This window comes from Oceanobacillus piezotolerans (assembly GCF_003665065.1).
Classification (GTDB): Bacteria; Bacillota; Bacilli; order Bacillales; family Amphibacillaceae; genus Oceanobacillus; species Oceanobacillus piezotolerans.
Window position 1 is genome coordinate 291,261 of the sequence record NZ_RCHR01000004.1, and the last position, 22,854, is coordinate 314,114.

Annotated in this window: 20 protein-coding genes; 11 read left to right on the forward strand and 9 right to left on the reverse strand. The window is 38.1% G+C overall.

Annotated elements, in window-relative coordinates:
* Positions 1–10: 10 nt before the first annotated feature.
* Positions 11–1,060, forward strand: a complete 1,050-nt coding sequence (locus tag D8M04_RS13065) for an aldose epimerase family protein (protein WP_121523676.1) — start codon at positions 11–13, stop codon at positions 1,058–1,060.
* A gap of 47 nt (positions 1,061–1,107) precedes the next feature.
* On the opposite strand, the gene D8M04_RS13070 is transcribed toward D8M04_RS13065, so the two are convergent.
* The 6 genes from D8M04_RS13070 to D8M04_RS13100 all read right to left on the reverse strand — a co-directional run bounded on the left by D8M04_RS13070 (position 1,108) and on the right by D8M04_RS13100 (position 7,105).
* Complete coding sequence (locus D8M04_RS13070) at positions 1,108–2,271, reverse strand: ROK family transcriptional regulator (RefSeq protein ID WP_121523678.1); 1,164 nt, start codon at positions 2,269–2,271, stop codon at positions 1,108–1,110.
* 39 nt (positions 2,272–2,310) lie between these two features.
* Positions 2,311–3,138 (reverse strand): carbohydrate ABC transporter permease, encoded by an 828-nt coding sequence (locus tag D8M04_RS13075; RefSeq protein ID WP_121523680.1) that lies wholly within the window; start codon positions 3,136–3,138, stop codon positions 2,311–2,313.
* Positions 3,135–4,007 (reverse strand): carbohydrate ABC transporter permease, encoded by an 873-nt coding sequence (locus tag D8M04_RS13080; protein ID WP_121523682.1) that lies wholly within the window; start codon positions 4,005–4,007, stop codon positions 3,135–3,137. The genes D8M04_RS13075 and D8M04_RS13080 overlap by 4 nt, the downstream gene beginning before the upstream one ends.
* Before the next feature lie 61 nt (positions 4,008–4,068).
* The gene (locus D8M04_RS13085) at positions 4,069–5,352 is read right to left on the reverse strand and encodes an ABC transporter substrate-binding protein (protein WP_121523684.1); all 1,284 of its coding nucleotides are present in this window, start codon (positions 5,350–5,352) and stop codon (positions 4,069–4,071) included.
* Positions 5,353–6,350: 998 nt separating this feature from the next.
* Complete coding sequence (locus D8M04_RS13095; RefSeq protein ID WP_121523686.1) at positions 6,351–6,779, reverse strand: permease prefix domain 1-containing protein; 429 nt, start codon at positions 6,777–6,779, stop codon at positions 6,351–6,353.
* Positions 6,776–7,105, reverse strand: coding sequence for a PadR family transcriptional regulator (locus D8M04_RS13100; protein WP_121523688.1), 330 nt, complete (start codon positions 7,103–7,105; stop codon positions 6,776–6,778). Before D8M04_RS13100 ends, D8M04_RS13095 begins: the two co-directional genes overlap by 4 nt.
* A 791-nt stretch (positions 7,106–7,896) precedes the next feature.
* On the opposite strand from D8M04_RS13100, the gene D8M04_RS13105 reads away from it, so the two are divergent.
* The 3 genes from D8M04_RS13105 (at position 7,897) to D8M04_RS13115 (ending at position 11,014) form a co-directional block, all read left to right on the forward strand.
* Positions 7,897–9,123, forward strand: coding sequence for an MFS transporter (locus D8M04_RS13105; RefSeq protein WP_121523690.1), 1,227 nt, complete (start codon positions 7,897–7,899; stop codon positions 9,121–9,123).
* A gap of 250 nt (positions 9,124–9,373) precedes the next feature.
* Positions 9,374–10,357: a diaminopimelate dehydrogenase gene (locus D8M04_RS13110; RefSeq protein WP_121523692.1), complete on the forward strand. Its 984-nt coding sequence runs from the start codon at positions 9,374–9,376 to the stop codon at positions 10,355–10,357.
* A 453-nt stretch (positions 10,358–10,810) separates the two neighbouring features.
* Positions 10,811–11,014 carry a hypothetical protein gene (locus tag D8M04_RS13115; protein WP_121523694.1) on the forward strand — a complete coding sequence of 68 codons (204 nt, stop codon included), beginning with the start codon at positions 10,811–10,813 and terminating at the stop codon, positions 11,012–11,014.
* 266 nt (positions 11,015–11,280) lie between these two features.
* On the opposite strand, the gene D8M04_RS13120 is transcribed toward D8M04_RS13115, so the two are convergent.
* Positions 11,281–11,847, reverse strand: coding sequence for a hypothetical protein (locus D8M04_RS13120; RefSeq protein WP_121523696.1), 567 nt, complete (start codon positions 11,845–11,847; stop codon positions 11,281–11,283).
* 230 nt (positions 11,848–12,077) lie between these two features.
* Positions 12,078–14,126, reverse strand: a complete 2,049-nt coding sequence (locus D8M04_RS13125; protein ID WP_121523698.1) for a PKD domain-containing protein — start codon at positions 14,124–14,126, stop codon at positions 12,078–12,080.
* Between the two features lie 262 nt (positions 14,127–14,388).
* On the opposite strand from D8M04_RS13125, the gene D8M04_RS13130 reads away from it, so the two are divergent.
* Both D8M04_RS13130 and D8M04_RS13135 read left to right on the forward strand, forming a co-directional pair.
* Positions 14,389–14,745, forward strand: coding sequence for a hypothetical protein (locus tag D8M04_RS13130; protein WP_121523700.1), 357 nt, complete (start codon positions 14,389–14,391; stop codon positions 14,743–14,745).
* A gap of 63 nt (positions 14,746–14,808) precedes the next feature.
* The gene (locus D8M04_RS13135) at positions 14,809–16,188 is read left to right on the forward strand and encodes a copper resistance protein CopC (RefSeq protein ID WP_121523702.1); all 1,380 of its coding nucleotides are present in this window, start codon (positions 14,809–14,811) and stop codon (positions 16,186–16,188) included.
* A gap of 1 nt (position 16,189) precedes the next feature.
* On the opposite strand, the gene D8M04_RS13140 is transcribed toward D8M04_RS13135, so the two are convergent.
* Positions 16,190–16,480 carry a hypothetical protein gene (locus tag D8M04_RS13140; protein ID WP_222928590.1) on the reverse strand — a complete coding sequence of 97 codons (291 nt, stop codon included), beginning with the start codon at positions 16,478–16,480 and terminating at the stop codon, positions 16,190–16,192.
* A 232-nt stretch (positions 16,481–16,712) separates the two neighbouring features.
* On the opposite strand from D8M04_RS13140, the gene D8M04_RS13145 reads away from it, so the two are divergent.
* From D8M04_RS13145 to D8M04_RS13165, 5 genes are all read left to right on the forward strand, one after another.
* Positions 16,713–17,441 (forward strand): hypothetical protein, encoded by a 729-nt coding sequence (locus tag D8M04_RS13145; protein ID WP_121523706.1) that lies wholly within the window; start codon positions 16,713–16,715, stop codon positions 17,439–17,441.
* Positions 17,442–17,579: 138 nt separating this feature from the next.
* Complete coding sequence (locus tag D8M04_RS13150; RefSeq protein ID WP_121523708.1) at positions 17,580–17,867, forward strand: hypothetical protein; 288 nt, start codon at positions 17,580–17,582, stop codon at positions 17,865–17,867.
* Positions 17,868–17,902: 35 nt separating this feature from the next.
* On the forward strand, positions 17,903–18,226 hold the full coding sequence (locus tag D8M04_RS13155; RefSeq protein WP_121523710.1) for a hypothetical protein: 324 nt from the start codon (positions 17,903–17,905) through the stop codon (positions 18,224–18,226).
* Positions 18,219–21,896 (forward strand): multicopper oxidase domain-containing protein, encoded by a 3,678-nt coding sequence (locus D8M04_RS13160; protein WP_121523712.1) that lies wholly within the window; start codon positions 18,219–18,221, stop codon positions 21,894–21,896. The genes D8M04_RS13155 and D8M04_RS13160 overlap by 8 nt, the downstream gene beginning before the upstream one ends.
* Positions 21,889–22,650: a hypothetical protein gene (locus D8M04_RS13165; RefSeq protein WP_121523714.1), complete on the forward strand. Its 762-nt coding sequence runs from the start codon at positions 21,889–21,891 to the stop codon at positions 22,648–22,650. The genes D8M04_RS13160 and D8M04_RS13165 overlap by 8 nt, the downstream gene beginning before the upstream one ends.
* The last annotated feature ends 204 nt before the right edge of the window (positions 22,651–22,854 follow it).

A 22,854-nucleotide genomic window follows, 5' to 3' on the forward strand; every position in this document is an offset into this window, starting at 1 on the left:
TGGCGGGATTATGGAGATTGTTAAAGAAAAGATATACGGGCAATGGAAGGAATTCACTTTAATAAATGATAAGAACATGTCTGTTAGTGTATTGAACTATGGGGGAATTATTACAAGGATACTTGTTCCTGACCGAAATGGTAAGGTTGAAAACATGGTTCTAAGCTATAAGAACTATCAGGATTATAAAGCAAATCCCCATTATTTCGGGGCAATCATAGGAAGAGTTGCTGGAAGGATTCAAGACGCTGCTTTTGAAATAGACGGAAAAACCTATTCACTGGAAGCAAATGATGGTGACCATCATTTGCATGGCGGACAGGCTGGACTCCATCGGGTGATTTGGTCAGTAGCAACTTTTGAAACAAAAGAAACGATTGGCTTGACATTGACCCACGAAAGCAAAGAGGCGGAAGGATACCCCGGTAATGTAAAAATCATCGTTACCTATACGTTGACCAATGATAATGAACTATTCCTTAACTATACAGCTACAAGTGATAAAACAACACCGATTGCGTTAACAAATCATACGTATTTTAATTTATCTGGTGATTTAAAGCATACGATCCATGATCATTTTCTAACCATAAAAAGTAGTAATTTTGCAGAGTTGAATGAAGAACTGATTCCAACTGGAAATTTAAAAGCAGTAGGAGGATCGTCGTTTGACTTTCGGAATGGACAGTTGATTCGAGAGGGTTTGAATGAAAAATCGAAACATAACAGAATAGCCAGTGGTTATGACCATTATTTTATTTTTGACGATGTGAAGGATGAGGAACAAGTTGTGATGGCAGAACCGAATAACGGACGGATTCTTACAGTAACAACAAATCAGCCAGGAATGGTGATGTATACGGCCAATGGTTTGGAAGACGGTCTGGAATTGAGAGAGAATACTTCCAGAAGACATTTGGGAGTTTGTTTTGAAACACAAGGTTCTCCAGCATCTTTGCACCATAAAGGCTTTCCGACTATCTTATTAAAGCCTGGAGATCTTTACCAACATCAAACCGTTTTTGCATTTCGCGTGAAAGAAAAAGCAGTTAACCCCTAAATAACAAGGTTAACTGCTTTTTCCATTCTTATAGGCTGCAGCAAAGACTAATGTTCAAACAATTCCACTAAGAGGAGGGAAACTGCTCCAAGTAATGTCGCATCATCACCAAGGCGTGAAACGATCACCTCTGTTTTTTTAGCCTCTGTTGTTAATGCTCTTTGTTCAATCATTTTATACACTTCGGGAAGAATAAATTCCTGACTCTTCATTACTCCCCCGCCGAGGACAATTCTACTGGGATTAACTAGATGGATAAGATTGGTTAACCCAATACCGATAATTTCTCCTGTTTCTTGCAAAAATTGAACAGCTGACACATCACCGGTTTTCGCCATCTTATATATTTCTTCTCCATTCACAACTTTATTCTGGTTTACCTGTTTATTGAATCGTTCCGCAAGGGCCTCCCCGCTGACAAACGTTTGTAAACAGCCAGGATTTCCACATTCACATTTCTCTCCATGTAAATCGATTGTCATGTGGCCAAATTCTCCAGCAATATCTTGTGCACCATGATATAAATTTCCATGAATGACCACACCAGCACCGACACCACTCCCAAAGTTCACAGCCACCATGCTATCCACATCACTATTCCCACCGAACCAAGATTCCCCTAACGCCATGGCACGGGCATCATTTTCCACTTTAACTGTGAGATCAAATACACCTTCCAATGTTGCTTTAATGGGAATATGTTTTAAATCCAGGTTTGGGGCCACTAGAGACGTTCCGGTTTTCACCTCAACAACCCCATGCATGGCGATTCCTATTCCAATGATTTTTTCTTGAACAACATCCGTGGAATGAATCATAGCACCAATTATTTCTTGTAAGATACCAAGAAATTTATCATTCGTTAATGGTTTTGTTAAAACGTACGACGATGACCTTCTTACTATTTTCCCCGTCAAGTCAGTTAATACGCAATCCACCGTTTCAGGCCCAGCGTCAACTCCAATTACATAAAAAGCATCACTGTTGATATGTAGCATTTTCGGTTTACGGCCACCACTTGACTCACCAAGCTCACTTTCTCTAACTAAACCATCTTCCAACAGTTCCTTTACAATACTGCTCACCGTCGGAGGCGTCAATTTGGTCTCCTTTGCAATTTGCGCTCTAGAAATTGGTTCAGATGTTCGAATCTTATTTAACACAAGAGATTTATTGACCGATTTCATTAATTGAAATGAACCACGTTCCATTAAAATCCTCCATTTGTCTTATTTTATATAACGATAGGCTTACCCCTTCACCGAGCCTGTCATTCCTTCTACAAAGTATCTTTGTAAGAAGAAGAATACTAGAGCAGTTGGTATGGTACCAATCACAATCGCTGTATAAATCACACCATAGTCCGGAGTGTATCCTGAACCTAAATTCGAGATTAATAGTGGGATCGTCTGATTTTCAGGCGACTGTATGATAACTAATGGCCATAAGTAATTATTCCAATTGTTCATAAATGAAATAATCCCAGCTGCAGCTAACGTATTCTTCATGGATGGCATATAAATCCTAAAAAATATACCAATCTCACTCAGCCCATCTATTCTTCCCGCTTCGATTAAATCCTTCGTAAACATCTTTGTGTTTTGTCTGAAAAAGAATACAAAAAATGCTGTCGTTACATACGGCAGAATAACCGCATATAATGTATCTACTCCAATGGCAGGAAATACTTGAGAAATGTCCCCGAACAATCTAAATAACGGTACCATTAAAGCAGCAAACGGTATCATCATGGAAAGGAGTAAGATGGTAAAAACAATGTCTTTCCCTTTACTTCTATATACTTCGAATCCATATCCCGCAAGAGAGGATATCACTAAACATAATACTGTAGCAATAATAGCAATAAAAAATGAATTAAACAATGCGGAACCTACATTATAATTTTCAAAGAGATTTCTTAAATTCTCAAAAAGGTGGGTTCCTGGCATTAAACTTCCTTGTGTGATATCAACCGATTTATTCGTCATACTGATTAACATCCACAGAAACGGAAACAAGGAAACGAGTGCCGCAACACTTAATATCAAATAAGTAAAAATAGACTTCAATTTATTCATTTTCTATCACCACCAAGTCTAAATTGAATCATAGAGAAGATAACTGTCAAAATAACAATGACAAATGAAACTGCTGCTGCATAACCAAAGTCTGGTGTGTACTCGAATGAAAGGTTATAAATATATTGTGAAATCGTTAACGTTTCATTTCCTGGACCACCTCGCGTGATGTTCATTGGCTCATCAAACAATTGGAGCGTTCCAATGGTAGATGTAATTGCCGTAAAGAGAATAATAGGTTTTAACATTGGAATCGTAATATAGAAGAATTGTTGGAATGAATTCGCTCCATCAATTCTTGCTGCCTCATAAACCGATTTATCCACGTTTTGTAATGCAGCTAAATAGAAAATCATATTATAGCCTGTCCAACGCCAAGTAATCGCGATAATGATAAGTACCTTTGCCCAAAATGGATCCATTAACCATTCGATTGGTTCGGATATTACAGATAGATTTAATAAGAATTTGTTAACGATTCCATCCGTAGAGAATAAATACTTAAATATAACAGAATAGGCTACAAGCGAAATAACAGCCGGTAAAAAGATTGCAGTTCTAAAAAAACCTTTAAATTTTAAATTCGGATTATTAAGCAATACAGAGAAAAACATTGCTAGCAATATCATAATTGGGACTTGAATAATTAAGTATATGAACGTATTCCTAATAGCGGTTAATGCCACCGGATCATTGAATAAACGTATATAATTATCCAATCCAACAAATTCCAAATTCACTCCCATACCTGAACGAAACGATAGGATAAGTGCTTGTAGCATTGGATAAAAGTAAAATAAAGTAATAAAAATTACAGCAATAAGGATAAAAAACCAACCTATTAAACTTTTATTACTGGCAAGCTTCATTTTTGACCACTCCAAACGTTGTATAGCCTTGGTAAACAAGACAATATTTTAATAGTTTCATTTAATTACTTAATCGCCCTTCTGCTTGTTTCTGAGCATCAATTAGAGCATCATCTAGTTCTTTACCACTTTTATACTTTTGCATCTCGCCAATGAGAATATCCATAGAGGCATACGTATGCATTCCATAATTAACACTAGGAATATCTTCCATCCATGTTATAAAATCAGCAATAATTTTTTGACCTCCAAAAAAATCATCACTCTTCTTGAACGCTTCCCCATCTAGAGCGGGCAAGTAAGTTCCAATAGCACCTATCTCTGTAACGAAGTCTTGATAAAGATCGACATTGGAACCAAATGTGCTCGCTAAAAATTCTGCTGCCTTTTCTTTACCAGGTATATTTAATACATAGAAAGAACTTCCGCCTAGGTTTGACGCATTAACAGCGCCATCAACGGATAACCTTGGAATTGGTACAATTGTCCATTTTCCAGCTTGTGATTCCTCTGCTTTAATACTCGGGGTCATCCAATTCCCTACTGCTACGCTTACTACTTCCCCACTTTGAAAGGCAGCAACTCTGGAACTCCAATCCGTATTAATATGTGCGATTCCTTCCTCTTGTAGTGCAGTATAGGTACGCACAGCCTCTCTTACCGCTTCATTCTCACTAATATTAACTGTTCTGCCGTCCTCCTCGGTGAACCAGACACCGGCTGTTTGAATCATATGTCTCAAGTGATCTGGATCATTTGGATTAATGGAAATCATTAATTTTCCAGTTTTCTCTTTTATGTCCTTACCAATTTCAATAAACTCATCCCAGGTGATATTTGTTAAATCCTCTGGAGTGTAGCCTGCTTCTTCCAAATAATCTGTTCGTAAATATAAACCAGTGACGCCTGTGTCAAATGGAACACCAAACTGACCACCATCAAAGCTTGTCGGCGCCTTTTTATAATCGGCAAAATCATCTATATTAAAGTAGTCCGATAAATCATAAAAAGCATCTGGATATGCTTGTAAAAAGCTCTGCGCGCGATAATCTTCAATTAAAACAATATTTGGCATCCCTTTCATCGTGCCCGAGCTTAATCCAGTATTTAATCGCTGAACAATATCTTTTTGTCCATTTTCTATTATTTCTAATTCAAAACTCTCATCTTCTTCTATATAATAATCTTTCGCCAATTCTAGGGCAGCCACATTAAATAACGGATCCCAAGCCCACGCTGTAAGAACCCCTGTCTCCTCGTAAGTATTTTTATCAGCTCCTAATGAGCAAGCTGAAAGGATTAAAGTTAACAACCCAACAGTAATTACTGTCAACCATTTCTTCACTATTCCTACCCCCTGCTTTTTGTTATTCAGATATGTAACATACGTATCACGGGTTTTTGTCAGAAAAGACACCGCCTACTAAAGCTGAAACCTCTTTCTAACCGCACCTTAGTAAACGCTTTCCAAAAACACTAATTAAGATTACTTTCCTACTTACGATACTTAATTAAATTAATTAAGTATTATATTACAGTTATGTTTTTATAATGTCAATAGGAAGAGTTAAGAATTTTTTCTACTTTTTTGGGTGGGCAGACTATTCGTTTCCTGTGCTTTTTCAGTAATTATGAGTCATGTAAAAAAAGATAAGGAACGCTAGTATGCGCCTTCCTTATCTTTTTTATCTTGACGATTCAATAATCCACTTTCCGTCTATAGTAATAATAATACATACTAAGAGGCCACCATAATACGGCAAAAGCGGGATAAACAGCCCAAATAGTTCTTGGTGAGAAAAACACATTCACACTGATAAAGAATAGACTGATAAATATTGCCGCACTAACGGAAAAGGCAAAATATGATTTTCTCTTAACGTGGTATAAGGATAAGGGCCACCACAGGATAGCGAAAGCTGGAAAAATAGCCCATGGATACGGTGGTGCTAGATAAATATTCAAAATCACGTAATATAAAATAAAGAATGTACTTATCGTGCAGGCCACAAACATGCTGTTATTCCGCTTCCCAAGAAGGATAAGTACTGGCCATAACACAATTGGTGCGACAGCATATAAGACCCACGGATAATCCGGTGTATTTAGATAATTTTCGGTCACTAAGTAGAGGAGAATCAAGAAACTCCCGACTAAGGAAAACAGGGTGTGTTTCTTTTCAAAGATGCAGTATAGTCCAAGAGGCAATAACAATAGAAGTAGGGTAGGATAAATAAACCATGGATATTGTGTCTTCGTTATATAATTAACTATAATGAAGAAAAAAATGGTTAAAGCACATCCAGTGGCAATAAAACGCCATTCATATCTTTTCACTTTCACTCACCCCTTCTTTACTCTTAACCAGCTATAATACATCGATAATGGCCACCACAATACAGCAAATGTTGGATATACAAACCAGATTACTCCAGGAGAATAATAGAAATTAATAAAAACAAGCAATCCAATAATCAACAAACTTCCCCAAATCGAATATCCTAAGTTTAGTTTTCGATTCATTAATTTATTTCTCCTTGCTTGCGTGGCTGAGGAGTCCTCTGAAACCCCAAGTTCCTCTTTCAAATCGCCAATGTCTCCAAAATCAACAATTGCCTTGTTGATGGCATCTTCCTCTTCTTTCCCTTGTTCCATTAAGTCCCAGACTTTTTCTTCGAGGTTTTGCAGAACTTCCTGCATCACCATCTCCTTTTTCTCACTTTCTGGAACTTCCTTAAACAACTCGTTCACATGCTGGGCTAACTTTTTCAATCGAATCCCTCCATAAATATATCAACTATGTCCTTAATTTCTTTCCATTCTTCTACCGTTTCTTTAAAATAAGCTTTTCCTAATGTGGTAATGCGGTAATACTTCCTTTTCCCACCCTTTGACTCACTTCCATAATACGATTGTATTAATTCCTTTTTCTCCAATCGTTGAAAAACAGCGTATAAGGTTGCTTCCTTGATTTGAAATCGCTGATCGGTGCGCTCGCTAATTTCCTTCGATATTTCATAGCCATATCGATCCTTTTCCATAATTAACCGCAAGATAATCGAATCCAAATGTCCGCGGATAATATCACTTCTTATCAAGCTCTCACTCCTTTCTTCAAGAATACTCTATCACATAGAGTTCTACCTGTTAGAGTAATTGTAAAACAAAGTACTCTATGTGTCAAAGTAATTTTTATATTTTATTGTAAAATTTACAAATCCGTAAGCTCAATATAAAATGAAGTAGTTTATCATACCATATTAAAAAGCTCATAAATGCTGATTTAGCAGCATTTATGAGCTCATATTACAATCAATGAAATTCGCTTTTATAACCCTAGTGCTCAATGGCAAGCTATCGTACTTTATAATCATGTGTAGACTTTCCTTTATTCTTTACAGTTATTTATTCCAACTAATTAACAAGTATTTTAATAAACGCCAGGAAAAGATTGCAACAATTAGCAAAAGGGCTCCAAAAATCATTCCAACAGGCAAGCCTAGGATTACCCTCGGTACTATTTCTTATCTTTTCATATCTCTAGAGACGCCCAAAAATTTAGCTACTTGTCCAATGGTGTACATCTCTTCCCCCCTTTTAATCGGTATATAAAGAATCCCTTCCTAATCGAAATCAGTAATAACATCTGATAGAAGCACCTAGCAAGTATGACAAGGAGTTCTTTGTCTGTTTCTAATTGCCGGATCGCAACAGACAATTGTATGAAGAGAGCGAATTTATTGACAAAAATTTAAAATATTCCCTATACTGAACATAACCAAATAACAACTAAACCAAATTGTAGTTATATTTGAGTTCAATCATTACCTTAAGTTCTTTTTATTACAAAACACTAAGGCATATATGAACTAGAAACGAGGACTATACTTTGCAAAGACAATCGAATACTGCAGAAAAAAAACTATGGACGAAATATTTTATTCTAACGTTTATTTACGCTTTATTTACCTCCACCGCTAACAATATGTTACTTACAGGACTTCCGCTATATGCGTTACATCTTGGCGGGGATAATTCCATCTCAGGATTGCTTTTTGGTCTGTTTATGCTTTTCGCTATTTTGTCCCGTCCACTTTTTGGTAAATTAATAGACGAGAAAAGTAGAAGAATGGTGCTGATTGCTGGGGGTGTTATATCAGCTTTTCTTAGCCTTTCCTATGTATTCGCCTTTTCCATCGGTCTATTGCTTGTATTAAGAGCGTTGCATGGCTTCGGATTCAGTGCAACAACAAATTCTTCCGGCACGGTTGTTTCCGATATTGTTCCAAAAAGCAGATTAGCAGAAGGGATTGGATATTTTGGGTTAGCGAATACGCTCTCTACTGCTGTTGGACCCGCTTTAAGCTTGTTTATCATCGTTAATTTTAACTTTAATATCCTATTTATCGTTACGACGCTTATCGGTTTCATCGCATTATTCTGTAGTCTTTTCATTAATTATGAGAAGAATGGGGAGCCTGACCATAAATTATCCAATATTAAAGTAAAAAGAAAACTTACGGAGATTATGTACGAAAAAACCGCATTACCAACCGCTCTAGTTACGGTATTTATTTATGTTGCGATGGGAGCAACCATGACGTTTATACCAACTTATGCCCTATCACTGGGGATAGAAGATATCGGGATATATTTTATCGTTTATTCATTCGCTCTATTTTTCACGAGAATTGCAGGTGGGAAATTGGCTGATAAATACGGATCTTCACTCGTTATTATCCCAGGCTTGATTATGATCGTTCTATCATTTGTCGTTTTGGCTTATGCCACATCTTTATCCGCTTTTATCATCTCTGCCATTCTTTATGGATTAGGTTTAGGATCAGTTGATCCAACATTAAATGCAGTGATGATTAGACTCTGCCCCCCAGATAGAAGAGGTGCAGGGAATTCTACATTTTTTACTGCTAAAGATTTAGGTGGCGGTTTTGGTGCCGTCATCTTCGGATTCATTTCATTAAGTCAAGGTTTTAGGTTTGTTTTTCTTTACTGTGCCCTAAGTGTGATCATCGCAATGATTGCTTATCATTTCATCCTAAGAAAACAGATAAATAGCATCAAGAAAATTGGCGGTGGGGTAAAAGAAATTGCATAGCGTCAATAAGAAGCAGACACAATGACTACTCAGGTCTATGGGGAAAGACCACGTGATTCGTCATTAATGAACTAGACAAAAACAGAAAACAAAGTGGATTGAACACTATTATTTACATAAATAATATTATCCGCGTATAATAAGGGAAACAATTTTTTGAAGTGATTCTATTAAATAAGAATTAGCATTGGGCTAAAGATTAGAATTAAATCTTCTTAAAAAATCTAGCAAAGAATAAGGAGTTAGGTATATGAGTAAAATTAAAATCGGTATCGTTGGGTACGGTAATCTAGGTAAAGGCGCAGTAGAAGCCATTAAACAAACGGAAGACATGGAGCTAGTAGCCATTTTTAGTAGAAGAGACCCAGAATCATTAAAGCTTGCTGATCCAAATGTTAAAGCAGTACATATTTCAAATGCAAGTGATTATAAAGATGAAATCGATGTAATGTTACTTTGCGGTGGGTCTGCAACGGATTTACCTGAACAGACTCCTCACTTTGCAAGTATGTTTAACACGGTAGACAGTTTTGATACACATGCAAAAATTCCTGAGTTCTATCAATCTGTTAATGAAGCTGCAACTAAAAATAACACGACAGCCATTATCTCTGTAGGTTGGGATCCAGGCTTATTCTCTATCAACCGTGTGATGGCGGAAGCAATTTTACCGAGTGGGAAAAACTACACATTCTGGGGGAAAGGGCTTAGCCAAGGACACTCCGATGCAGTAAGAAGAGTGACAGGTGTAAAAAATGGTGTACAATATACGATTCCATCTGAAACTGCAATCGAAAGAGTACGCAGTGGGGAGAATCCTGAACTAGGGACGGCAGATAAGCATAATCGTGTGTGCTATATTGTTGCTGAAGAAGGCGCTGATAAAGCAGCAATCGAAAATGAAATCAAGACCATGCCAAACTACTTTGCTGATTATCATACAGAAGTGCATTTTATTTCAGAGGATGAATTAAAACGCGACCACTCCAAAGCACCCCATGGTGGATTTGTCATTCAAAGTGCGAATACAGGGGCTGACAACACACAAATTTACGAATTCTCTCTTAAGCTGGACAGTAATCCTGAGTTCACTGCAAGTGTCTTAGTTGCTTATGCAAGAGCAGCTTATCGATTAAGCAGTGAAAAACAATTTGGGGCGAAAACCGTTTATGATGTTGCACCAGGGTATATTTCCCCGCGTTCGGCAGAGGAACTGAGAAGAGATTATTTATAAGAGATGATTGAAAGCAACTGCCTTTTTGAGGGAGTTGTTTTTTTCTGGTCTCCAATAGATTGTGTTGAAGACCTGGCGAGACAGTTCTCTAGCCCCTTATAGCTGGGGCATTTGTTGTTTAGAGCGACTTTCAGTAGTACAGGGTGAGTTTTTAAGGTGTTGGATCAACTTTTACATATATCTGCTCAACTCTTAAGCAAGTTAGATTAACTATTGGCTATGGCTGTTCGACTTTGGAGTTGTATGCTTGACTATTAAACATCCTGGATCAACTTTCTATTTTGAAGAGCGAATATGAATACACGATATACCTTAAAATATAGTTAAAGTTGTTACAACTTTAAAGCATAAATATGAAAAATTTGTTAAAAATCACACATAGGTATTTCCAAAATACAAAATGACGATATACTGTAGATGTTAGAAAAATCTTCCAAGGAAGGTGCGAGGTAAATGAAAGGTACAGCATTATTAATCAAAGAGGATCACTCTGTTACTGTTTTAGAAAACGTGGAGCATGAGGTATATGAAAAGTTAGTTGGCCAGGAAGATTCTCAAGATATACAATGTACCATTGATGACAAAGAAGTACATTTCGAACCCGTTAGTAAGGTCGTTTGGTATGAGGATAAGATTGACTGGGAGTACGGGTATTAATATATAGACACCATTCATCCGTTAATAAAGCCTGCAAAAAAATTTGCAGGCTTTTATTTATATAGAAGGTTAAATACCTTCCCTTATAGTAAACGCTAAATTTCGCTTGGAATGAGAGCTACTTTGTTTGTAAAAATTGGTTTAAAGCTTCATCGTATTTTGGCAAGAAAAACACCCCTACTATTAGATTTTGTTCTAACTTTAGGGGTGGCACACCACAGCCTACATCCTTTCTCACAGAACACCGACACCAATATTATATTTACTCAGTCAAGTTGAGTAATTTGTAAAGTAGGCATCTCATAACTAGCATTGTTTGGCAACATCGCAATTAGTTTCACTAAATCGTTCTCTAATAAAGACATGCTCACTGTAGCGCTAAGCGTTGAGGTTGTTTTGGGTGAAGTATCACTCTTTTGCAATTTGGTTCTAGAAGATGCTACTTGAATGGAGTCGTTTACCAAGAGTTGAAAAATAGCCTCACTATTTTCATCCTCTAAGGTTGCAATTACCTTATAACTAATCTGATAAATACCAGCTCTTAGCACTAATAATCCATTTGACCTAAAAAGCATATTATCACTAATTGGACTAGCAATTGTAAGTTGAACAGGACCTGAATTGGTACTAATGGATGGAGAATATGCAAAACCATATTCTTTATTGGCTATTCCCCCTGATTCCCCTGGTGGGCCTTGAGGTCCAGGGGGTCCAGGTGGCCCCTGTGGCCCAGGTATACCACCATTTTTACACTTATCTTTTTTCTTTTTCTTCCCTTTCTCTTCCTCTTTCTTAAAATTTATTTTCTCTAATTCATTATCTTTATCCGGCATTTAATATCACCTCTCTACTATAAAGTGAAACTTCACTCAGTGGGGCTTCCCCACTGAGTAGTACCAACACAAGGGTATGACCTAAAGGCCTTTAAACAAATCGAGCGTTTAACTTGCTGTCCGCCCCCACTTCCAATTTTTGTTATTCTTGAATTCTTCTCGTTAAAGGGCATACAGCCCCTGTGATATACTTTGAAGTCTTAAAAATATCTTAATCTTAGGACCATCCATTACTGCCTGATTGTTATTGGCACAGCTTCAAGAATGCCTCCGGAAGACGATTGAATTGTCACTGACCTTGTTGCATCCGGTGATAAAGTAGAAGCACTTACCCTATACTCCCATTCACCGAGTCCATCCACTTGGACTTCTGCAAGAACTAATCCACTATTGTTGATTCCCAAATAAATGGTAATGCTTACTCCTGGTCCAGCAACATTGGATGTCCCTTCAATTCGCCATTCGGCGGCTTGTGTTCGGTATTCAATTCTATTTACATTAAGAGTATCTGGCAAAGTTGAAATTTGAACATTATCTACCGACTCGCCGCTTGGACCACTAACAGTTAACGTAAAGAGAAGAGGTTCTAAACTTTTTGGAAAAATGAATGAAGGTGTAGGTGAACGAACATCGGATAGAACAACTGCAGGACCTGAAGTTTGCTCCCAAAGGAAGGTATCCGCATTTGTAGATGAAGTTCCATCCAATTCTACAACGCTTCCTTGTATCACCGTCTGATCTCCTCCAGCGTTAGCAATAGGTGCTGGTGAGGACTCTACCACTTCAACCAAAACACTGCTGGTTGATTGCGTATCAAGACCTGCTACCGTTAATTGGAATTCAAGTAGTGTTTCCGTATCCGGTGCGATGAAGGTAGGTGTAGGTGTGTCGGCATTCTCCAAAGTAACTGGAACACCTGAGATTTGTTGCCAAAAGTAAGTTTCTATCGGCCCAGTAGAATTTGTTCCATCCAAAGTAACTTGCATTTCTTCGAGAACAACTCTATCTTCTCCTGCATTGGCAACGACAGGAATCGGTTGATCTGCTGAGCCGATAATTTGCACAGGAATCCTAATTTGTCCTCCCGCCGCTGAGTTTATGGTTATATGAGCTGGTGAGAAATGGAGTGCTTCTAAAATCAATATTCCGTTTGGTGGAATATCCAATTCTCCAATACCGAAATCAGACACACTCAACAGAATATTGTCGACTTCATTACTCGATTGAGCGGTGATGGTCAGTATATCTGTATCTGTGTTATATTCAGCAGCAGCGCTAAGAAAATCTACAGGAACCACTGTTTGGATACTATCTGGATTATCACTAATATTTGTTATCGTAATTTCACTTGGAACCACATCACCTGTGAAACTTAGACGGCTAAAGTAAGAGCCATTTGTCCCCTCCATTTTAGTTGGATTAAGACCAAGACCTGTCACTTCAATATCTTGCGGAGTAACATCGGAAATGACAAAAACATCTAAATATCTGTCTCCATCTAATGATTTTGTATAGGTAGCACGTGTAACTTCAACGCCGGAAATGGTAGATATTTTCCCAGCAATTTTAAAAAAACTGGTTTCAATTGCATCATCTGGATTAAGTCCAGGAGTAGTTGATCTATCAGGAGATCCAATACCAATACCCGGTCCCTCTATTCGGAAGAAATTCTGAGGTTCACCAAATTGATCCAAAATCACACTACCTATTATTGGATGAGGGAAACTAGGATCGCCAATATATCCTACAGGGGCATTAGGCAAAACATCAGGATCCCAACGTAAAAATGGATGAACTCTGCTGTTTAACGCAAGATTAAATTCTCCTCCGTTTAATCCCCCAATATCCTCTGTGAAATTAATTTCGCCAAACCCTGGTTCACCTGGATCTGGTTCTGCTACGAATGTATCGGTACCATATGGATGTCTAATTGTATACGTTGCATTCGGTACTAACCCTGACACCCTAATTCGAACACGCCCAAATACAATTTGTTCACCTTCTACTGGAACTTCATTCACAAAAGCGGCTTCTAATGCAAGAACTAATCTTGCTCTCTCCCCGGTACCGGTCGTCATTTCAGACTCACATGTGATATAAAATGATTCAGATGGGAAATTATCTGGAAAAGAGACTGGTTGTGAGGGATTCGGCAACTCTGGATCTTCTAACCCAGAAAACGGATCGAAAGGATCGGGGTTTAATTGCAGTCTAAGGCCGTTTTCATCCTTATACCAAACAGGAAACCCATTTTCACTGCTAATTGGGCCAACTTCCATAAGTAGGTCACCTCTTTTATATTAGTTTACAAACCTAGTAAATTAACAGACTACTAGTTACCACATATCTTATGAGAAGATCCTCGGAAGTTTGCAGTTTTTAGCACAATATCCGCTTATGCATTAAAATATTCCGTTAGACTCTAGGATGGAAGGGATTTAAGTACTTTATATAAAATAATTAACCTTCTGTACGTTTATCCATATCATATAAATGTTGTAACACATATATTTACATAAACTGGAAAAGGAGGGTATTGCCTTGGGCTCACATAAACACAAAAAGGAAAAGAAGAGAAAATACAAAGTGGATCAATTTACAGTGGAAGGTTGCAAGATTCCCTACCAGTTACCGTGCAAAGACTGCAAAAATCACTTTCGTTTGAATTTGGCCGGATTAACAGAGAACTTGAATTTCCAATTATTACAAGAGAAAGACTGCAAATTAGAAATTATGGTTGGTCCAAATCAGGATACGGAAATTGGTAGAATTTATAATGTAGGAATTGATTTTATCGAAATTAAAAACGATGACGATAAGATCATTACGATATTAAAGAATAAAATTGTGAATATACAAAGAGAGCAGAGCTGTCAAAAATCAGGCGCCATAAAGTAAATTTAAATCATAGCTATTATCACGAGTGAGCTGGACGCGAATTAGAAATCTGGAGGGTGTAAATTGTCTAAAGAAAGACTAACAATCTATTTCTCTTTCATTCTGATATTCTTTGTGGTTCTCACTAACACGCATCAAGTTTGGGGGCATGCCTTTGTAATCGAGCAGTCACCTGCACCGAACAGTAAGTTAGAGACTCCACCAGAGAAGATAACGATCGCTTTTAACTCTGAAGTAGAAAAGGATTTAGCAGTTATTAATATTTTGAATGAAAACGAGGAAATAGTGGTTCAGAATCCTGTGCAAATAAGTGACAATAAGCAAGAAATCAGCATAGAGTTGCCTATCTTAGAAAACGGGGTTTATAAAGTAGAATATTACGTTGTATCATCCAATGATGGTCACCCCATACAAGATTCCTATCTATTTACAGTAGAAAATACGACAACATCTACGCAGCAGCCTCAGGAAGAGACTCGTCCAGAACCCCCAACAAGTACGAATAATCCTGTAAATAACGATAATCCTTCAATTAACAATAATCCTATAGACAACAGTAACCCTTCAAGTAACGAAACGTTACCGACAACGAATGATTCATCTATACAAACTGATACCACAGTTAATGAAAACAGTTTATCGGAAATCCTTTATTATGTGATGAGATCCATATATTATATAGGATTTATACTCATCATAGGCTGGGTATTTTGGTGGAAGCAACTTCAAGGGTATCCTGCAACATTAAAGAAAAAATACTTGTTTTGGGGAACCATTATTCAAATGATTCACCTAGTTGGATTAATATCTATGATTCTGGTTCAATTGGACATATTTGCAAACTATGGAATCTCCCTTCCCACCGATTTTTCGCTATTATCAGGGTTCGGATTCATGTGGTTTGGTTCCCTTCTTATGTCCTTGATTGGTCTATTTTTATTATTTCGAAATAAGTGGTTTGATTATACATGGATCCTCTTCCTAATCGCTGCGAAAAGCTTGGAAGGGCATTCAGTGGAGTTCCAACCAATTATTGTATCTATTGTTAGCAATAGTATCCATTTATTGGCGGCAGCTATTTGGGCAGCTGGTCTGTTATTTATTATCACTTTTTGGAGGAAACAACGGCTTTACATCCAGTCGTTCGTTCCTATATTTTCAAAGTATGCATTTCATAGCATCATCATTTTATCTATTACTGGATTCATATTATCCGTGATTATTTATTTAAACGCAGGATTGGTTTTCAATTATTGGACTCTTTTTCTAGTATTAAAATTATTAGCAGTCCTACTTGTCATCATTACTGGATACATCATACGGAAAAAAATCAAAGAATCATCTCAGACAGATTTGGGTAAATGGATTACCTTTGATTTCTCCATTATGATTGCCATTGTCATTCTAGTATCCATTTTAACCACACTAAACCCGCTAGGATAAGTCAAGATCGTATAGAAAAGCAAAGCAGCCCAAAAGTTAGATAAACGAGAAAAGAACAAAAGGAAATCATTCCAATATCCGCAACTACACCAATCATCGGTCCCATAATTCCGGCCATTAAACAACTTGAGATGCCAGTCAGCAAAGATTGATAGTCCACCAAACCCCCAAATAAAGCACCAATTACCATAGCGACAATGGTGGCTATAACTGTGATTAACGTATAATGAGCCGGGAATACAGCTCCAAGTATGGTACCAACTGCTATTCCCATTACACCACTGCTTGACATGGCAAGATTCATGCCCAGATGATAAGAAATCAGATACCTCAATTTATACTAAAAAGAATAGGCTGTAAAACAGACAAGGAAATAGCTTAATAGGATAAGCACATATAAAAGATTCATTCATAACACCTCTATTTATATAGGGTATTATATGTTCTTGCCCATTCAATGGGTTCCAGTTTATAGGATATTTATTATATAAATTCGGTTCATGATCAACGGGAGGAGATTCATATTGGAAGGTAACAAGACTCTATTGGACACCGGAATGATGTATGAGAATAAATTTCCTGAACTAAAGAAAGAGGAAAGATATACCTCACCAGCAAGTTCCTTGCCATTACATGAATTAAAAATGCTGCAGAATTACATTCATGGTGCAAATTTACAAAACCTAAGCGCCACACTCCCTAATAATAAAAAGCAATTAATCTTAATAAATTTTTTTAGAGCCAAGAGGAATCAGCTAGTTGAGGTTTATTCGAGAAATGGAGAAGAAGTTATTCATACCAGGGGTAAGGTGAATGTAATCGGAAGGAATTTTGTCATGCTAAAAACACTCTTCACACGAACCTGGATTCCCTATCAAGCGATACACTCAGCTAAAACACCTTTTAACACACCTGATGTTCCCGATACCCATCAACATGTTGCTATTGATGAAGAACTTCGAAGGAAGCTATTGACAAACTTCGGAGAAACAGTTGCCGGAAAAGAAACCTTGAGACAGAAGTTTTATGAAGAATCACTAGAAACCAACTTAAAAACATGGAAAGGAACAAAATTGACCATACATGCTGATCAAGAAGTAACCGCTAAACTATTAAAAGTTACTAGGAAAAACATTTATATAAAAAACCAGAAGGAAAAGGCACTAAAAATAAGCACCATAAACTATATCAAACAATGGCGTTTCCTTTCTTTTTTCCAGCGTTTCTTTCATTCCTTAGCTAAGAATAAATAGATGGTTGAACAACGGGGGAGAACAAAGATTGTAATTAGGAAGGTGAATTTACAAATTATCATGTCTTGTACCCATCCCCTTCGACTACCCTTTCATACAATAACTTAGAATCTATCTAAAGGGAGGTTTTAGAATAGCATGGGAGAACCTATATTACCGGGAAATGAACTTTTTGCAGAGATGCTGAATCAGAATATCTTACTTGTCACGGAAAGCAAGCAATTAAGTATTCTGGGCCAAGTTTTCCGCCCTATTTTCACAGGGAAAGTAACCGAAGTAACCAATGGCTACATCACCTTAAACCCCGTTACAATTAAAATGCATAATGCTCCTTTCTATAAATTCCCAACAGCACTTTCTTTTCCTATTGAGAGCATTGCCATTTTTACTCCATTCAATCCAGATCGGCAAATTCCACTTGTTTAAACACTAATTTCTAAAAGTAAGGAGAGTTTGAATAGATGAGTTCTAATTATCAAGAATCCGAAGAGCAGCTTTTTAGCCAAGGTGCAGACATAAATGCTATACGCCAAGCTGTTGTCACGCAAGCTTTTATAGATCATATAAATGCAAGAGCATTAATATTGATTGCACCTTATCCATTTTTAGTAATAGGAACGATTAAAGAAGTCGTAAGTGACTATCTCTTCATTAAAGCAGAAGTTACCAATATTAATGAATTAGATGGCGAAACTTTTCGTATCCATATTGATGATATTGAAGTGTTTTGCATTGAGCAAGATGGTATAACGATTCCAGACATTAGGAATGTTCGTCATGATTAGAAGATTTCATATTGTCGCCATCCCCATTCGGATTGTGGTTAATCGTTTTGGTGATCATGATCCCGATGGAATGATGTATGTATTGAAAGAAAATGAAAGTATCTTGCAGAAAAAGGTAGAACTAAATCCTTATACACCAGTTGACATGGTAGAACCATTGGTTATTCGGGCAAATGTCGGCGATGAAATTGAGATTTTACTTGAAAACAAGCTGCCTTTTCATACGTCCATGCATATTCAGGACGCAGAATACAATGTTCTGAACTCTGATGGAGCCTTTGTTGGTTTCAATCCGGATACAACAGTACCACCTGGTGGAAAGATAATGTATAAATGGAAAGTAAATCAGGAAGGTGTTCATTTCTTTTCGGATTTAGGAAATCCTTTATCTTCCGAGAAGGGGTCAAATGTTCATGGATTATTTGGGGCCCTTTTTGTGGAACCCCAAGGATCTTGGTGGACAGATCCGATTACTGGCAAGCCTCTTAAAAGCGGTAATTTTGCTGATGTTCACAATCCCTTTCTCCCATCCTTTAGGGAATTTGGGTGGTTTTTCCATGATGAAATGGAAGTAGATGATTTAACCGGGGAAGCACCTATTAACCCACACACACTGCAGCCAGAAGCAACTCATCTAGTTAACTACCGGGCAGAACCGATGAGGAATCGAATGAGACTTATCCAAGAAGGTGTTGTTTGCCCGGACTGTGAAGGGGAGGAAGTCCATCACGATTCTTGGGTTTTCGGTGATCCAGACACTCCTATATTGCGGACATATGTCGGAGATCCGATAAAAATAAGACTTGTTCATGCTGGCGTTCAGGAAACCCATTCCTTTCATTATCATGTCCACCAATGGTTATTTGAGCCAACGGACATGGATTCTGATATTATTGATGTTCAGGCCATTTCGCCGCAAACACAGTATACCGTTACTCCGGCATATGGTGCAGGGAGCCTGCAGGGTGCAATAGGTGATGTCATCATTCATTGTCACCTTTATCCGCATTTTGGCGAAGGTATGTGGGGACTACACCGTACTTTTGACACCCTTCAAGACGGCAGTCAATGTTATCCAAATGGTGTTCAAATTAAAGCCCTTCAGCCATTACCGGGACGCCCCCTACCTGAAAAACCGACACCGCAAAAACCAGGATTCCCTAACTTTATCCCTGGCATTCCTGGATTCAAGGCACCTCGTCCACCTCTTGGTATTAAGGGCGGAAGAAAAGCTACTGAAATCGAAGAAAATCATTTTGCTCCAAATGCACGGCCTGGTGCGGTATTTGTAAACCCTGCTGTTCCAGGAGTAACGCCTGAGAGGGAATTTCATGTCGTATTAATTCAGACACCAATCGTTTATAATAACCAAGGTTGGCATGACCCCGAAGGCCGTTTGTATGTGTTAGCAGAAGATGAAGAAGATGTACGATCTGGAAAGAAAAAGCCAGAACCTTTGGTAATTCGTGCGAATGCTGGTGAAGCTATCCGTTTTAAATTTACAAACAAGTTGCCTGAAACTCTTGGTGGGAATGCTTTTCAATTAGTCAACCGAACGTATGAGGCTGGTATGCATGTCCATTTCGTCAAGTTTGATCCACTTGTAGCAGATGGAGCAAACGTAGGCTGGAACTATGACTCAGGTGTACTTCCAGGGGAAACAATTGAATATCAATGGTTTGCAGACGTGGAATTAAAGTCGACTTTTTGGCACGATCATTTATTTGCCAATGAGCACCAGCAACATGGTGTATTTGCCAGCATTAATATTCAAGCAAGAGGTTCCCAGTTTTTAGACTCCAATACTGGTAAAGAAATTAGATCAGGTACACAAGCTACGATCGTTAATCCATTAATACCGGATTTCCGTGAAATGACACTATTTGTTCATGACTTTGCTTTATTATTTGATAAGGATGGCTGTCCATTAAACCCACCACCATTCCCTGGTTCTCCAGATGATCCAGGTGTAATGGGGATCAACTATCGGAATGAACCTATTCAATTCCGTGCAAGAGAACCAGAACACGACCCAGCATATGTCTTCAGTTCCTGGGTACATGGTGACCCAGTTACACCGATGTTGGAGGCCTATAACGGAGATCCTGTAAGGATACGTCTATTGCAAGGCGCGCACGAGGATTCACATAGCTTTAATCTCCATCGCCACCGCTGGCAAAAGGAACGTCCGGATCTAGAATCTGAACTTGATCAACACCATCATATTGCCATCGCAGAATCATTTACCTTTGAAATTTACATGGAGGGTGAAGGCGATTTTGACACGCTTTATCATTTTGGTACGCTTGATGATATCTGGCTTGGGAATTGGGGAATCTTCCGTAGCTTTGAAAAAAGAGTTCCTCATCTAATTCCATTGCCTGATCGGAAGGCACCTCTAAAACGGAAGGAACCCTTGCCTTGCCCAAATGGAAAGAGACCACCTTTAGCAACAGAACCAGGAAATCCATGTCCATCAGATGCAAACGTTAGAAAATATGATATTGTTGCAATTAACACTAGAATTGATTATAACAAGTTCAAAGATCATGATCCTTTTGGAATAGTCTTTGCGCATAAAAAAGATGTTGCAGATATATTATCTGGAAAAGTAAATCCAGAGCCATTAATTTTACGTGGTAATCGCGGGGAATGCATAGAAGTCACTTTGACCAATCAATTAACAGGAGATTTTCATCAGGATGGCAGAAGACATGGATACCCTGAGGTTCCAGTAGAAGCACCATTTCCGCCTTCTAAGCGAGTATCGCTTCATGCCCAACTAGCAGCGTACGACGTCAGGTATTCTGATGGCGCAACCGTTGGATTTAATTTAGATCAGACGGTGGGACCAGGCGAGAGTATTACGTATCGCTGGTATTTAGATAGAGATTTCGGTTCAGCTAATCTCTGGGATATGGCGGATATTCGTAATCACAGACATCATGGCGCCTTTGGTATGTTAATTTCAGAATCTAGAGGATCCAAATACCTTGACACATTGAGCCGAAATATAGCAGAAACTCCTGGCAGTCAAGTAATTATCTCTCACCCTATTCTGCCAGATTTTAGAGAATTTGCTTTGTTAATGCATGACGGAGCTAGACTTCTAGATAAGGATGGCAAGCTCATCATTGATCCGAAGCCGCTTTTTGTAGACCCAGAAGAAGAGGAATTACCAGACTTTGAAGATCAAGGTTCTAAAGCTTTTAATTACCGAAACGAAAGATTCAGCAATCGGATCGATCAGATTAATGAGGTATTTACTGTCTTTAGTTCTGATGTTCATGGAGATCCAAGTACACCGATATTTTTGGCCCATCCAGGGGACCCAGTAACCTTCCGATTTGTAACACCTGCAGATAGAGCAAGAGCACATACTTTTACCATCCACGGTCATAAATGGTTCCGAAGCCACAATGATATTAATTCTTCCCAAGTGTCAGCTAAAGGATTAGCTATCCCAGGAAGCAATGATGATTTCCTATTAATAAATGGCGCTGGAGGACTATTAAAACAGCCTGGTGATTATATGTATCGTTCAGGAAATATAAGATGGGATATTGAAATCGGCATGTGGGGAATTATGAGAGTTCTTGACAAAAACAGTACCTTGATTGCCCCTCTTACTATCACAAAGTTGGAGGAGGTAGAAGGTTCAAATGAGTAAAAGGAAAAAAGTAAATTGTGATGATTGTTTTGAGTCACCATTTCATTGTCCGGAGCAGATTCCTACACGCCGCTTTACATCTCCAAATAGTCCGCTTAAGCCGAAAGAATTAGAAGAATTACAAAGATGTATTGAGAAAGCAAATCATTTACTCCGGTCACTGGGTTCAGATAGCGATCCAAATAATATGCGTCAGCTCCAACTGCAATTTCTTGAACTTCAAGGTACGCTAGTGAAAGTGAAAATCAGTTGTAACAGCATTGATTCAGATGATGCGCCTACCGTAGAAATAAAAGATGATTTAGATAAAGGTGTAGCAAATCCTATTTTACAAAAAGGGATTTTGGCAACTGCAGGTCGTGACTTCCTTCAAGTCAACTCTACAGGCAAGTTTGTATTCATCTTATACGATAAATTAGTCTCCATCACACGGGAAGAACATGATTCCAAATCGTCGGATCAGGAATTTATAGATGCAGATTGTTCTACAAAAAGGGATTTAGTATTAAATTTCGGTGAATTCGTATCCAATCGGCCTGAGATCATCAATCTATTCTTTGGTCTCTCCCTTCACAAGCAATTACTAAAATATTTGGGGAAAGATGTCAGCGTCAGAAACAGTGATTCTCAGTCCATACTAACAGGAACATTAACAAAAGCTAATGAAGGAAGCATCCAAATTACAAACAGTGACGGCTCAGCAGATGTTAATCTTGACCAGATTTGTTTTCTGGAAGTATTGAATATGAAATAAAGTGATTTCCCTTCGGTGGGGATCTTACAGCCAGTTCACGCATGATAAACAACCTGTTCCCAATTTATACCATGGAAGCAGGTTGTTTAATTTGATTATAGAATCATCATTTTTACTCTTAAAATGCTTTTGCAGAAATTTAGTTAATTTAGGATTTTCACCAATTCTTATGGCTTGAATTCGCCTTAGATGCTTGTAAAATAT